This window comes from Streptomyces sp. BK340 (genome assembly GCF_007827595.1).
In the GTDB taxonomy this organism is placed as follows: Bacteria; Actinomycetota; Actinomycetes; order Streptomycetales; family Streptomycetaceae; genus Streptomyces.
Genome location: NZ_VISR01000001.1, coordinates 33,241 through 47,099, shown reverse-complemented (window position 1 = coordinate 47,099; position 13,859 = coordinate 33,241). Strand labels below are relative to the sequence as shown.

11 protein-coding genes are annotated in these 13,859 nt (G+C 74.1%); 6 read left to right on the top strand and 5 right to left on the bottom strand.

The genetic code is table 11. The annotated features are described in order from the left end of the window. Positions 1-32: 32 nt before the first annotated feature. Together FB157_RS00240 and FB157_RS00235 are read right to left on the bottom strand one after the other, a co-directional pair. Positions 33-2,636 (bottom strand): MXAN_6230/SCO0854 family RING domain-containing protein, encoded by a 2,604-nt coding sequence (locus FB157_RS00240; protein WP_145874725.1) that lies wholly within the window; start codon positions 2,634-2,636, stop codon positions 33-35. A 169-nt stretch (positions 2,637-2,805) separates the two neighbouring features. Further along, positions 2,806-3,432 carry a TetR/AcrR family transcriptional regulator gene (locus FB157_RS00235; protein ID WP_145874723.1) on the bottom strand — a complete coding sequence of 209 codons (627 nt, stop codon included), beginning with the start codon at positions 3,430-3,432 and terminating at the stop codon, positions 2,806-2,808. Between the two features lie 102 nt (positions 3,433-3,534). Here FB157_RS00235 and FB157_RS00230 point away from each other — a divergent pair, with 102 nt between their 5' ends. The 6 genes from FB157_RS00230 (at position 3,535) to FB157_RS00205 (ending at position 9,720) form a co-directional block, all read left to right on the top strand. Further along, positions 3,535-4,332, top strand: a complete 798-nt coding sequence (locus FB157_RS00230) for an acetoacetate decarboxylase family protein (RefSeq protein WP_145874721.1) — start codon at positions 3,535-3,537, stop codon at positions 4,330-4,332. Further along, positions 4,332-5,216, top strand: coding sequence for an SDR family NAD(P)-dependent oxidoreductase (locus FB157_RS00225; protein WP_145874719.1), 885 nt, complete (start codon positions 4,332-4,334; stop codon positions 5,214-5,216). Before FB157_RS00230 ends, FB157_RS00225 begins: the two co-directional genes overlap by 1 nt. Positions 5,217-5,318: 102 nt before the next feature. Further along, positions 5,319-6,602 (top strand): amidohydrolase family protein, encoded by a 1,284-nt coding sequence (locus FB157_RS00220; protein ID WP_261386116.1) that lies wholly within the window; start codon positions 5,319-5,321, stop codon positions 6,600-6,602. Continuing rightward, positions 6,599-7,825: an amidohydrolase family protein gene (locus FB157_RS00215; RefSeq protein ID WP_145874716.1), complete on the top strand. Its 1,227-nt coding sequence runs from the start codon at positions 6,599-6,601 to the stop codon at positions 7,823-7,825. Before FB157_RS00220 ends, FB157_RS00215 begins: the two co-directional genes overlap by 4 nt. 25 nt (positions 7,826-7,850) lie before the next feature. Further along, positions 7,851-8,561 (top strand): VIT family protein, encoded by a 711-nt coding sequence (locus FB157_RS00210; protein WP_145874714.1) that lies wholly within the window; start codon positions 7,851-7,853, stop codon positions 8,559-8,561. A gap of 109 nt (positions 8,562-8,670) precedes the next feature. Then, entirely contained in the window at positions 8,671-9,720 is a 1,050-nt protein-coding gene (locus tag FB157_RS00205; protein ID WP_145874712.1) for a zinc-dependent alcohol dehydrogenase family protein, read from the top strand. 4 nt (positions 9,721-9,724) lie between these two features. Here the strand turns inward: FB157_RS00205 and FB157_RS00200 are convergent, their stop codons facing one another. The 3 genes from FB157_RS00200 to FB157_RS00190 form a co-directional block, all read right to left on the bottom strand. Then, the gene (locus FB157_RS00200; protein ID WP_261386115.1) at positions 9,725-10,735 is read right to left on the bottom strand and encodes a CopD family protein; all 1,011 of its coding nucleotides are present in this window, start codon (positions 10,733-10,735) and stop codon (positions 9,725-9,727) included. Positions 10,736-10,835: 100 nt separating this feature from the next. After that, complete coding sequence (locus FB157_RS00195) at positions 10,836-12,215, bottom strand: CoA transferase (protein ID WP_145874708.1); 1,380 nt, start codon at positions 12,213-12,215, stop codon at positions 10,836-10,838. Between the two features lie 115 nt (positions 12,216-12,330). Then, positions 12,331-13,857, bottom strand: coding sequence for a S8 family serine peptidase (locus FB157_RS00190; RefSeq protein ID WP_145874706.1), 1,527 nt, complete (start codon positions 13,855-13,857; stop codon positions 12,331-12,333). Positions 13,858-13,859: the final 2 nt, after the last annotated feature.

Sequence of the window (13,859 nt, the reverse complement as noted above, 5' to 3'; positions counted from 1 at the left end):
CCAGCGGCACAGTTCGGGGCGGACGGCCGGTGTCAGCCCAGCGCGGCCACCAGATCCCCGGCCGCCAGCGGCTCCAGACCGCAGCCGTCGGCCGGGCCGGGCAGCAGCCGGTACACCGCGCCGGTCGCGCCCTCCGGTGCCACCCCGCCGTGCACCAGCGCGAGCAACACATGCTTCTTCGCGGCGGCTTCACCCGCACGCGTGTCGGCGTCCGCCGCGTCCGTCGCGGGCTCCCGCCGCTCCGGCGGCTCCAGGGCTCGCACCCGGGCGGCGAACGCGGTGTCCGGCTCCCCTTCGTGGCGCCGGTAGCGCCACAGTTCGTCGACGGCGCGCCGGTCGGGTGCCCGCCGGACGACCAGCACCTCGTCACCGCGGGCCGCCGCGTGCCACACCGCGAGGTCCCACAGCGTCGTACGGCCGGACGCGAAGTACTGGAACAGGTCCCGGCCGACGCGGCCCAGGTCGGCGCCGTGCCGGTACACGTTGTGGAAGCCGTCGTCCGACGGCAGGTGGAGGTCCGTCCACAGGAACGTGCGGTGGCGCAGGTCGACCAGCATCGGCACATGGATGCGCGAGTCGCCCACCAGGTCGTAGCGCTGGCGCACCGTGCGCGGGTGGTACCCGGCGCCGCGCGCCTCCTCGGCCGCCGACGGCAGCGCCATGAAGCCCGCGAAGGCGTCGAGCAGCTCCTCGAACGGGATGTTGTTGAAGCTGAAGACGACCGGCACCGCGTACCGCACCCCCCAATCGCCGAGCGCCGCGAGGTCCAGGTCGACGTACTCGGTCGCGCCGTCCGGCGCGGGTGCCGACGTCAGGTCACCGGAGTGCACGGCGCACCGCTCGCCGTACACCAGGTTCGTGTAGTCGCACAGGCCGGCGAACTCCCAGTCCTCGTCGTACAGGGCCACCGACAGGTCCAGGTCCACGCGTGTCTTCACGGGCTGCATCCAGTGCAGGAAGAGCCGCAGCACCGCGCCCTCGGGCAGCGGCTGGGTGCTGCCGCGCGGCACCGACACCAGCGCCTTGGCGGCGGTCCGCTCGGCGGCGGGCACCGCGAGCCCGGCGAGCGCCGAGTCGAGCACCGCCAGGTCGAACCGGGGCCGGCCGGCCAGGCGGCGCAGCGCCTCGGCCTCCAGCAGCGCGCACGCACGCGCGGTGACCGACGCGGCGAGCGGCGCCCGTGTGTCGTCGGCCGTGAACGCGTGCGTCACCTGCCCGCGCGGGAAGAACACCCGCCGCTCGCCGGGCAGATGACGGATCCGCATCCGGCCCAGCGCGGCGAGCAGCGGCCCGGGGCCGGCCTTGGGCAGGACACGGCGCAGCACGTCGGCGAACTCGTCGGGCAGTGTGTCGAGTTCGCGCAGCCGCAGCAGGTGGTCGAGGCGGCGCAGCAGCTCGCCGGGGCGTTGCGCGAGGAGGGCCAGGGCGGCCCCCGCGTCCCGCTCGTGCAGCGCCTGCTCCACCCGCGCGCCCCAGGTGGCCGCCCGGATGCGGTCGCCGGCGACCCGTACGGCCTCCGGGTGCTCGGCGGCCGTGCGCAGCAGGGCCTCGCCCGGGGCGGTGCCGGCGGTGTCGGTGCCGCGCAGGACGGCGAAGGCGAGGGCGGCCCGCGGGTGGCGGGCGTGGTGCTCGAAGGGGTGCAGGATCTCGGCGGCCCGCTTCCACGGGCCCGGGTGCCGCAGCAGGTCCTCCACGAGCGACGGCACCGCCAGAGCGTCGAGCACGGCGAGCAGCCGGCCGCGCAGCGCGCGGGGCAGCGAGCGCAGCCGCGGCGGCTCCAGCAGGTCCCCCTCGCCGCCCGACCACACGCACAGCAGACGCAGGACGTCCGTCGCGGTGGTCAGATACGCGGCGAACAGCTCGGTGACGGCCGCGCGCGTGTGCCGGTCGGCCAGCAGCGTGCCCAGGACGAACGCCTTGGTCTCACGGACCGGGATCTCCTCGGGCAGCCAGCCGAGGTCCGCGGGGGCGTGGTCCAGCAGCACCTTCAGGGCGGCGCGGTCCTGCGGCGGCAGGGGTGTGCGGCGGGCCAGCAGGGTCCGCAGGGTGTGCACCGTGTCCGCCGCGCGGTCCGTGCCGAGCGCGAGCAGCTTCAGCGGTCCGGCCGGCACATCGCGCGGGCGGCGCGGTTCGGCCGGCACCAGGAAGGGGTCGGCGGGGTCGATCCGGCGGTGGCACAGTGGGCAGCCCGTGTAGTCCGCGCCGTCCCAGCAGGCGCGGCACACGAGGTGCGCGCAGGGCGCCACCGGGTGCACGCCGCCCACCGTGCCGCACAGCACGCAGGGCTGCGCGGGCCACTGCAGCAGCAGGGTGAAGACCCGGTCGACGTACAGCTGGAACGTGTCGTCCGGGACGGAGGCCGGGAAGCTGCGGAACAGCGGCATGTGGGTGCGGTCGGCGCCCAGCTCGGCGTCGATGTGCCGGATCAGCTGCCGGCCCGCGTCCGCGAGCCCCGCCGGTCCCAGCCAGGCCAGGGCCGCGCGCAGCTGTGCCGTCGGTGCGAATCCCCGGTCGAGCAGTTCGCCCTCCAGGGCGACGAGTCCCTCCGCGGTCGACGGATCGCCCGGGCGTGGTCCGGCCTGGTCGACGTAGACGGTACGGAGGCGGCGGAGCAGCACGGACGACAGTTCGGACAAGCGGAATCCCCCGACGGAAGGAAGGCGGCAGAAGGCCGAAAGGAGGTGGTCGAGGCGGAGGCGGAGAGTGAGCGCGCTGCGGGTTCCAGGAAAGGGAGAGAAGGAAGCACGCTTGCGGAGCCGCCCCCGCGATCAGGAACAGTAGGGGCAGCGGCAGTTCGGGCGCCAGTCATTTTCCGCGCGGTGCGAGCAGCGCCCCCACCAGCGCCCGTACGGCGGTGACGAACAGCCGCTCCGTGTCCACGGGGCGGGCCAGCGCACGGGCCAGGGCGGGGTCGTCACCGGCGGCCTCGGCACTCCACAGCTCCTCCTCGCCGGGCCGCTGCACCGGGGCACGCTCGCGGTTGCGCTCGACCAGCACATGACCGACGACCTGGAACTGCACCGCGCGCACGAACCCGGCGGCCCGGGCGCCGCGCAGCCCCGCCGCGTGCGCCTCGCGCACCAGTGCCTGCTGCGCGGGCAGGAACATCCGCTCGGTCAGCCCGCGCTCGTGCACCAGGGCCACCAGGTGCGGATGGTCGCGCAGCTGCCGGCGCAGGGCGCGCGCCACGGAGACGACCCGCTGCTCGGGCGTGCGCCCGGCGGGCCGGATCTCGCCGAGACCGGCCACGGTCCGCTCCACCAGCGCCTCCAGCAGGGCCTCGCGGCCCCCGACGTGCCAGTAGATCGAGGTGACGGCGGTGCCCAGCTCGGCCGCCAGCTTGCGCATCGTGAGCGCGCCCGGGCCGTGCTGCCGCACCAGCCCGGCGGCGGCCTCCAGGACCTCCTCCCGGCTGAGCGCCCCTCTCGCCATGATCCCCCCAACTCCGGTCGGTGCACGCGTATTTACCCCGCGCCCCGGCTGCTGTAACTGTGTTACAGATGACGGCCCGTCAGAAGAAGGGCGGTACGGTGTATGGCACGCGTACGGTACGGAGCACGGACCGAGGCGGAGATCGCCGCCACGCGCACCGCGAGCGCGCGGCTCCCCGACATCTGGTCCACCGGAGTGGTGGCCGTCTGGGAGACCGACCCGGACGCGGTCGCGGCGGTGCTGCCACCACCCCTGAAACCCACCGGCAGCCCGCTCGTCCGGGTGAACATCAGCAAGGTCGACCTGCCCGGATACCCGCTCGGTGCGGGCTCCTTCGCGGTCGCCGCCGCGCACGGCGGGGTCGAGGGCTGGTACCCGCTGGTGATGCCGATGACCCACGAACGCGCCCTCACCGGCGGCCGTGAGGTCTTCGGGGAGCCCAAGAAGCTCGGCGAGGTCACCGTCGAGCGCGACGGCCTCGTCGTACGGGCGTCACTCGCCCGGCACGGCATCGCCTTCGTGGAGGTGCGCGGCGCGGTGAGCGGCGAACTGCCCCTGCCGGAGCCCTCGCGCAAGACCGACTTCTACTTCAAGTACCTGCCCGCCGTGGACGGCTCGGGCTTCGACGGGGACCCCGTCCTGGTGCACTGCGTACGGCACGAGAAGGTGCGCCGGCTGGAGCGCGTCACCGGGGACGTCGTGCTGCGCGAGTCCGGGTACGACCCCGTCGCCGACCTCCCGGTGCTGCGCCTGCGGGAGATCACCCTCGGCGAGAAGACCAGCGACCAGAGCGGCCGGGTGGCCGAACGGGTCGACGCGCAGGCCCTGTTGCCGTACGTCCACCAGCGCTACGACGACCCGCTCCAGGCCCACGACGGGCCGCCGGAAGGGAGCCGGTGATGGACCTGCGAGCGGGACAGGTCGCCGTCGTCACCGGGGCGGCGAGCGGGATCGGGCTGGCGATGGCGCGGCGGTTCGCGGCCGAGGGCCTGAAGGTCGTCCTCGCCGACGTCGAGGAGACGGCGCTGGACAAGGCCGCCGCCGACCTGCGCGCGCAGGGCGCCGACGTGCACGCGCGCGTGGTCGACGTCGGCGTACGCGAACAGGTCCTGGCGCTGGCCGAGTCGGCGTACGAGACCTACGGCGCCGTACACGTCCTGTGCAACAACGCGGGGGTCGGCTCGGGCGCCGAGGGGCGCATGTGGGAGCACGAGCCGAACGACTGGCAGTGGGCCTTCGCCGTCAATGTGTGGGGCGTCTTCCACGGCATCCAGGCGTTCGTGCCCCGGATGATCGAGTCCGGTCAACATGGTCATGTCGTCAACACGTCCTCCGGCGACGGCGGCATCGCGCCCCTGCCGACCGCCTCCGTGTACGCGGTCACGAAGGCGGCCGTCGTCACCATGACCGAGTCGCTGTACGCGCACCTGAGGGCGGAGCACGCGCGCGTGGGCGCCTCCGTGCTCTTCCCCGGGCCGCACATGCTGCGCACCGGCCTGTGGGAGTCGCACCGCAACAGGCCCGACCGCTACGCCAAACAGCGCCCCAGGAAGACGCCGTACCGCAGCCTCGACCAGTGGGAGTCGGCGATGCGCACGGCCGGCCGGGAGGTCCGCTTCACGCCCGTCGAGGAGGTCGCCGAGCTGGTCCTGGACGGCATCCGCGCCGACCGCTTCTGGCTGCTGCCGGCGAGCGAGCACAGCGACGCCCAGATCCGCGCGCGGGCGCACTCGATGCTGGACCGCGCGAACCCGTCGTACCTCGAACCATTCATCCTCGACTGACTGCTGCTGAGCCTCTCGGCCGACGGTTGTGCACGATCGGCCGGGGGTCCGGGGGTCATCCCCCGGGAGATGCGGCATTCTCGATTGACCCGGGAGGCTGTTGTGACCAGCCAGGACCCGTACCTGATCATCTCCTCCGACTGCCACGCCGGGCTGCCCACCGAGCAGTACCGGCCCTACCTGGAGTCCCGGTTCCACCGGGACTTCGACGAGTTCCTCGCGGGCCGCGAACGGCGCCGCGAGGAGATGACCCGGCTCGGCATCCGCAACGAGGCGTTCGCGGCCAAGTGGTTCCAGGACAACGAGGAGGGCCTGCGCGGGGGCTGGGACACCGCGCAGCGACTGAAGGAGCTCGACGGGGACGGGGTGGCGGCCGAGGTGGTCTTCCCGGACGCCGACGCCGTGGACAGCCAGACCGCCGCGCCCTTCGGCGTGGGCCTCGGCCTCTCCGGGGACCACGACCCCGAGCTGGGCATGGCGGGCGCCCGGGCGCACAACCGCTGGCTCGCGGACTTCGTGGCCGAGAACCCCGAACGGCACTGCGGTGTGGCCCTGTTGCCGGTCACGGCCGAGGTGCCGAAGGCGGTCGCCGAGATCCGCCGCGCCCGGGAGTCCGGGCTGGGCGCCCTGATGATCCCCGCCCTGTGGGGCGACAAGGAGCCGTACCACGACCGCCGGTACGACCCCGTGTGGGCGGCGGCGGCCGAGTGCGGGATGCCGGTGCTGACGCACTCCGGATCCGCGCCGCGCCACGAGTACGGCGACCACCTGGGGATCTTCGTCAGCGAGGTGACCTGGTGGCCGGCCCGGCCGCTGTGGTTCCTGCTCTGGTCCGGTGTCTTCGAACGCCACCCCGGACTGCGGTTCGGGGTCGCGGAGTCGGGCTGCTGGTGGCTGCCGAACCTGCTCTGGTTCATGGACCGCCTCTACCTCGGCGCCCACGGCGGCAAGAAGCTCTCCCCGTTCCAGGAGCTGAAACGCCCGCCGCACGAGTACCTCGACCGGCAGATCTTCGTCTGCGCCACCAACACCAAGCGCCGCGAACTGGCCCAGCGCTACGAGATCGGTGTCGACAACATCCTGTGGGGCAGCGACTTCCCGCATCCCGAGGGCACCTGGCCCGACACGCGCGCGTGGCTGCGGCGCACCTTCCACGACATCCCGGTGAGCGAGACGCGCCGGATGCTGGGCCTCGCGGCGGCCGAGGTCTTCGGCTTCGACGTGCGCGTGCTGACACCGCTCGCCGAGCGCATCGGCCCCACCCCGGCGGACCTCGGCCAGCCGGCCGACCAGGCGGCCGTCGAGGCGTCCTGGGCGCGCTCGCGCGAGGTGGGCCGGCACTGGCTGACCGACCACGACTTCCCGACGCTGGGGGTGACGCAGTGAGCGACCGGTACACGGTGATCTCCGCCGACTGCCATGCGGGAGCCGATCTCCTGGACTACAAGCCGTACCTGGACAAGCGCCACCACGACGACTTCGACGTCTGGGCGGCCACCTACGTCAACCCCTACGAGGACCTGCTCGCCGACTCGGCCGACCGGAACTGGAACTCCGGGCGGCGCCTCGCGGAGCTGGAGGCGGACGGGATCGTCGCGGAGGTGATCTTCCCGAACACCATCCCGCCGTTCTTCCCGTCCGGCTCCCTGATGGCCCCGCCCCCGAGCGCCGAGGACTTCGAGCGGCGCTGGGCCGGGCTGCGCGCCCACAACCGCTGGCTCGCGGACTTCTGCGCGGCCGCGCCCGGCCGCCGGGCCGGTGTCTTCCAGATCCTCCTGGGCGACGTCGAGGAGGCCGTCAAGGAGATCAGGTGGGCCGCCTCGGCGGGCCTCAAGGGCGGTCTGATGCTGCCCGGCACCCCGCCGGGCTCCGGCCTGCCCGAGCTGTACTCGCGCACGTACGACCCGATCTGGGCCGCCTGCTCGGAACTCGGTGTCCCCGTCAACCACCACGCGGGCTCCGCCTCCCCGCCGCTGGGCGACGAACCGGCCGCCCGCGCGGTCTTCATGGTCGAGACGACCTGGTTCTCCCACCGCGCGCTGTGGCACCTGGTCTTCGGCGGCGCCTTCCGCCGCCACCCCGGGCTGCGGCTGGTGCTGACCGAGCAGGGCTCCGGCTGGATCCCCGGAGTACTCGACATGCTGGACTACTACCACGGCCGCCTGGTCGCGGCCGCCACGAAGGCCGACACCGCCGAGGCCAAGTTCGGTGCCGGTCTCGCCGCGAGCATGGGCGAGGCACCGTCCCGGGTCTGGCACGACCACTGCTTCGTCGGCGCCAGCTTCATGCGCCCGCACGAAGTGCGGCTGCGCGACCGCATCGGCATCGACAAGATCATGTGGGGCAGCGACTACCCGCACGACGAGGGCACCTACCCGTACACCCGCGAGGGCCTGCGGTTCGCCTACCCGGGCGTCCCGCGCGCGGAGCTGGCGGCCATGCTCGGCGGCAACGCGGCCCGCGTCTACGGCTTCGACCTGGACCTCCTGGACCCCATCGCGGCCAAGGTCGGCCCGACGGTGGCCGAGCTGGCCGAGCCGCTGCGGGAACCGCCGGCGGACGCGACGAGCCCGGTGTTCGCGAGAGGAGCGTCGGTACGGGTCTGGTGACGGCCGGGGTGCGATCCTCCCTGCTGTGACGGAACCAACCCACGACGAGGCTCACGGCGGCGCGCTGGGCACCCGCCTGAACTGGCTGCGGGCGGCCGTCCTCGGCGCCAACGACGGCATCGTGTCCACCGCCGGACTCGTCGTCGGCGTGGCCGGTGCCACGGACTCCCGCACCGCCCTGCTCACCGCCGGCCTGGCCGGACTGCTCGCCGGGTCCATGTCGATGGCGGCGGGCGAGTACGTGTCGGTGTCCACGCAGCGTGACTCGGAGAAGGCCGCACTGGCCATGGAACGGCGGGAGCTGCGCGAACAGCCCGAGCTGGAGCTGGAGGAGCTGACCGGGCTCCTCCGGCAGCGCGGGCTGTCCCAGGAGGTGGCCCGCGAAGCCGCCGAGCAGCTCACCGCACGGGACGCGCTGAGAGCGCACGCGCGCGTGGAGCTGGGCATCGACCCGGACCAGCTCACCAACCCCTGGCACGCGGCCTGGGCCAGCTTCCTGGCCTTCACGGTGGGCGCGCTGCTGCCGCTCCTGGCGATCGTGCTGCCGCCGGCCGCCTGGCGGCTCCCGGTCACCGTGGTCTGTGTGCTGGCGGCGCTCGTCCTCACCGGGTGGAGCAGCGCCCGGCTGGGAGCGGCCGACCCGAGACGCGCGGTGCTGCGGAACGTGGCGGGCGGGGCGCTCGCCATGGGAGTGACGTACGTGGCGGGGACGCTGCTGGGCGCGGCGGGCGGGTAGCGGACCCGCACCCTGGCCGCGCGGCCCCCCAGGGACACGTCGTACCGTGAAGTGCGCTCGACCACCCCCTGAGCGCCCCGCACGAAACCGCACGAGAAGGACCCTCGCCATGCGCGCCACCACCATCCACGCCCCGTACGACATGCGCGTGGAGAACGTCCCCGAGCCCCTGGTACAGCTGCCCACCGACGCCGTGGTGCGGGTGCTGCGCGCCTGCATCTGCGGCAGCGACCTGTGGGCGTACCGGGGCGAGGCGGCCCGGCAGCCGGGGCAGCGCATCGGCCACGAGTTCCTCGGCGTCGTCGAGGAGACCGGCTCCGAGGTGAGCACCGTCCGGCGCGGTGACCTGGTGGTCGCGCCCTTCATGTGGTCCGACGGCGTCTGCGACTACTGCCGCGAGGGCCTGACGACCTCCTGCGAGCACGGCGGCTTCTGGGGCTCCGTCGGCTACGACGGCGGCCAGGGCGAGGCGGTGCGCGTGCCGTTCGCCGACGGAACCCTCGTCCAGCTGCCCAAGGAGGCGGCCTCCGACGACCACCTGCTGTCCGCCCTGCTGACCCTCTCCGACGTCCTCGGCACCGGTCACCACGCCGCCCTCGGCGCGGGCGCCCGCCCGGGCGCCACGGTCGCCGTGGTCGGCGACGGCGCGGTCGGCCTGTGCGCGGTGCTGGCCGCCAAGCGGCTCGGCGCCGAGCGGATCATCGCGCTGGGCCGGCACGAGGTCCGCACCGACATCGCGCGCCGCTTCGGCGCCACCGACGTCGTCGCCGAGCGCGGGGACGCGGCCGTCGAGGCCGTCCGGGAACTCACCCGAGGTCAGGGCGCGCACGCCGTCGTCGAGGCCGTCGGTACCGAGCAGTCCATGCGGACGGCCGTGAACATCACCCGCGACGGCGGCGCGATCGGCTTCGTGGGCGTCCCCCACGGCAGCGGCACCGGCCTGGACCTCGGTGTCATGTTCGACCGGAACATCGCCCTGCGCGGCGGTGTCGCGCCGGTCCGCGCCTACATCCCCGACCTGCTGCCCGACGTCCTCGACGGCACGATCGACCCCTCGCCGGTCTTCGACATGACCGTCGGCATCGAGGGCGTGCCGGACGGCTACAAGGCGATGGACGAGCGCACCGCCCTCAAGGTGCTCGTCACCAACGACCTGTGACCCGCTAGGACCAGCGGATCGGCAGCGGCAGCGCCGTGAGCAGGCCCGAGACCACGACCACCACGCCCAGGACGGCCACCTCGGCCCGCGCGGGCACGCAGGCGGTCAGCGGGTCGGCCGCCCGGCTCAGCCGGATCCGCGCCCACAGGGCGAGCACGGCGACGACGGCGACCAGGACCACCTTGGCCAGCAGGGTGCGTCCGTACGCCGTCGTCGTCAGCTGGTCCAGGATCGTGGCCGCCGGCATCCGCCGCAGCGCACTGCACACGCCGGTCGCCGTGAGGGCCGCGAGCAAGGCGGCGGCCACGCGCGCGTAGCGCCCCAGCAGCGCGGCCCCGGCCGTGCCGCCGCGCCACAGCCGGACCGTCCGCAGCGCGTGCGGCAGGCCGCCCGCCCACAGTGCCGCGCAGGTCAGGTGCACCAGCGTCAGACCCGAACCGACCAGCGGGGCGTGCTCGGCCGTGGGGTGGGCGCGCAGCGCCTCCGCGACCACCACCGCGGCCAGCGGCCACACCTGGGCCGCCGGGCGGCGCGAGCGTGCGCACAGCGCCGCCAGCAGGAAGGCGTTGACCTCCAGCAGGGCCAGCCTGCCGTCGCGGGAGTCGTACAGGCCGCCGACATCGATCTGGCCGAGACTGTGCGGGACCAGATTGCCGGTGGAGACGACCGAGGCGAGGGCCAGCGCGGCCACGAACCCGGCGCCGTTCGCGGACAGGGCCCAGCTGCGCGGCCGTTCGGCCGGGGCATCGGGCAGGCGCCGGGCGAGCCGGAGCACGAGCAGCTCGCCCAGCGCAACGCACAGGGCGGCGAACAGCACCCCGCGCAGCAGGGCGATGCCGCCCACGCCGGGAGCCGCGGCCTCCCCGGTGCCGTGCAGCGCGGCGGACGGCCCCCACAGCGGGACCAGGGCGGCCAGGGCCACCAGGACCAGGACGGCGACGGCCCGGCCGGTGCCGGACCGGCGCGCCGGTCCGTTCGCGTCGGCGGCGTCGGTATCCGGTCGTGTCAAGGTCACCCCGTGATCCTCGCCAGCCGTCACAGAACCGGGCAAGTCCCGGAAAACAACTGGGGCTACGGCATTCCGCCCATCCATACGTTTCCGGCCGCCCGCGCGCTCACCGCCAGGCGGCCGGGTCCGAACCCCACGGCACCGGAGGCCGCGCCCAGTCGGCGGGGCCGCCCGTGAAGGACAGCGGCGGCAGGGCGTGCCGCAGCCGGCCGAGCGGGCTGTCCGTCTCGGCCAGCCAGGCGTCCGGTCCCTCGTACGCGAGGCCGTCCGTGGCCCGGTCGGGCCGGATCCCGTCCGTGAGCCAGCGCGCGGTCCGGGCGAGCGCCAGCCGGACGAGCCGGCTGCCTCCGTCGTACGACTGCTCGGTCACCGCCCGCAGTACGGCCGCCGCCAGCAGATAGCCGGTGCCGTGGTCCAGGGCCTGCGCGGGCAGCGCGCCGGGCTGCCCGGCCGCGCCCTCGGTCAGCGCGATGCCGGTCGCGACCTGCACCAGGCTGTCGAAGCCGCGCCGCCCGCCCCAGGGTCCGTACGCGCCCCACGCCGACACCTGAGCCACGACCAGCCCGGGGCGCCGCTCGGCCAGCGCGCGCGGAGAGAGTCCGAACCGGTCCAGGGCGCCCGGCCGGTAGCCGGTGACCACGACGTCCGCCGAGGCCAGCAGCTCCTCGAAGGTGTCGCGGTCGGCGGTGAGGTCGAGCGTCGCCGACCGCTTGCCGAAGCCCGTGTCGGCGTGCTGGTCGGCGAGTTCGGGCAGTTGCGGGGCGTCCACGCGCAGCACGTCCGCGCCGAGCAGGGCCAGCGTGCGGGTGGCGACCGGTCCGGCGAGCACCCGGGTCAGGTCGAGGACGCGGAGCCCGGCGGCGGGCAGCAGGGGAGTGGCAGCCGCGTCGAGCGCGGGGAGCACGCGCGCGTGCGGCGAGTCCAGCCGCTCCCGCTCGACCAGGGGCCGGGCGGCCACCTCGGCGGCCTGCTCGTGCGCCGCCCACTCCTCGGGGGTGCGCAGCGCCACGGCGAGACCGCCGGCGCCGAACACCGTCTGCTCCACGTCCAGCGCGGGAAGTCCGGCGAGCCGGGCGGCCACGTCGTCCACCGAGGCCTCCGCCGGCAGACCCAGTGCGCCGAGCAACCGGGCCCGGTGATGCGGGTAGTTGGCGTGGGTGCGCACCCAGCCGTCGGCCGTCCGCCAGAACCGCGACAGCGGTGCGAAGGCGACCGGCGCCCGCCCGTCGACCTGCAGCAGCCGCTCACTGTGGAAGGCGGCGGCGACCGCACCGTCGTCCACCCGGACCTCCGGCACCTCGGCGAGCCCCGCCCGCCGCGCCCCCAGCTCGGCGGCGGCCAGCGCACACGCCCCCACACAGGCACGCGCCAGCTCCCGCACGGGCAGCCTCGCTTCGAGCACGTCGCGGCGCACGCCGTCCGACACGCGCGACCCGAGAGCGGGATCGCCGCCCACCGCGTCCCAGGCATACTTGATTTCAGTCATGACTGTACTATGCAGCATTGATTCAATCAACTATTGGGCTGGCCCGAAACGAGCAGGTCCCGCCGGAGAGACTCCGGCGGGACCTGTCCGTCAGTGGTGGCAGACCGGTGGCGCGTCAGTCGACCGCGCGCAGCGCGTTGACGACACCGAAGCCGTAGAAGCCGTTGACGCGCTTGCCGCCGACGCAGGTCGCGTCCACGACGCCGTCGCCGTTCCCGTCGTACGGGTCGCTCGGGCAGCCGGGGTTGTCCGCCTCGGCCTTCAGGAGGGCCTGCAGCTGGGCGGGGGTGGCGTGCGGGTGCGCCGACTTCAGCAGCGCGGCCACGGCGGCCACGTGCGGGGAGGCCATCGACGTGCCCTGGAGGAAGCCGTACTGGTTGTTCGGCAGCGTGGACAGGATGCGGCCGTTCTTCGACGGCGTGTCCGGGATCTGGTACTTGTCGCCGCCCGGACCCGCCACGTCGACGACACCCCGGCCGTAGCTGGAGTAGTACGACTTGGTGTCCTTGACGCCCACCGCGCTCACGGTGACCACACCGGGCAGCTGGGTCGGCACGTCGAAGCACTCGTGCGGGTCGACCGTCCGGTTCGTGGCGGTGGAGTCGTCGGGGCTGGAGGCGTCCGTGATCGCGTCCGAGTCGAGGTCGTCGTTGGAGTTGCCCGCCGACGCCACGTTGAGCGTGCCCTTGCGCTGTGCGTACAGCTGGGCCCTGTTGACCGCGTCGACGATGGCACGCTGATCGGGGTCGTCCATGCAGTTGTACAGCCACGGGTCGACGTAGTAGCTGTTGTTGGTGATCTCGATGCCGTGGTCCGCCGCGAACACGAAGGCGCAGACCACGCTCTCGGGGTAGAACAGCGAGGTCGCGTCCGGCTGGGCCACGGTGATGCTCGCGACCTTCACGCCCGGCGCCACACCCGCCACGCCTATGCCGTTGCGGGCCGCGGCTATCTCGCCCGCCACATGGGTGCCGTGGTAGTGGTCGGCGTCCACCGGCCGCCAGGAGCCGTACGTCGTGTCGGCCTTGCCGCTCACGCAGTTCGCCGACTGGGACGCGGAGAAGTTCGGGGCGATGTCCGGGTGGGTGTCGTCGACACCGGTGTCGATCACACCGACGGTCACGTTCCTGCTGCCCGGGTTGATCGTCGCGGCCTTGTCGGCGCCGATCGCCCGCAGATCCCACTGGTCGGCCTCGAGTGGCTCCTGACCGGCCGCCGCACCCTCGGCGAGCTTCGCTGCCTCCGCCTTCGACAGGACCTGCACCGCGCCCTCGTCCGTGGTACCCGCCGCGGTCAGCGGAGCGGTCCGCGTGGCACCCGCCGACTGCACTCCGCGCACGGCGCGCATCTGCGGGCCGAAGTCGGGGTTCGCGGAGTGGACGACGATCACGCCGATCCGGTCGTAACTCTCCACGACGGTGCCACCGTTACGGGTGATGGCCTGCTGCACCGACTCGAGCGTGCGACGGTCCGTGCCGGTGTTGACCACGTAGGCGAGGCCGGGGCCGTCCGCCGCCCGCGCCGCCGTGGCCGCGGGGGTCGCCGCCGAGGCCGCCGTCGGCAGGAAACCGAGCGAGGCGGTCAGCGACAGAACGACCGGCACGGCGAGCGCGAGCCGGCGTCTGGAACGCAGATGAGCCATGG

Coding starts and splice junctions, on each gene's coding strand:
- FB157_RS00235 (WP_145874723.1), bottom strand. CDS start 3,432: ATGGCGAGAGGGGCGCTCAGCCGGGAGGAGGTCCTGGAGGCCGCCGCC.
- FB157_RS00225 (WP_145874719.1), top strand. CDS start 4,332: ATGGACCTGCGAGCGGGACAGGTCGCCGTCGTCACCGGGGCGGCGAGC.
- FB157_RS00190 (WP_145874706.1), bottom strand. CDS start 13,857: ATGGCTCATCTGCGTTCCAGACGCCGGCTCGCGCTCGCCGTGCCGGTC.
- FB157_RS00195 (WP_145874708.1), bottom strand. CDS start 12,215: ATGACTGAAATCAAGTATGCCTGGGACGCGGTGGGCGGCGATCCCGCT.
- FB157_RS00205 (WP_145874712.1), top strand. CDS start 8,671: ATGCGCGCCACCACCATCCACGCCCCGTACGACATGCGCGTGGAGAAC.
- FB157_RS00230 (WP_145874721.1), top strand. CDS start 3,535: ATGGCACGCGTACGGTACGGAGCACGGACCGAGGCGGAGATCGCCGCC.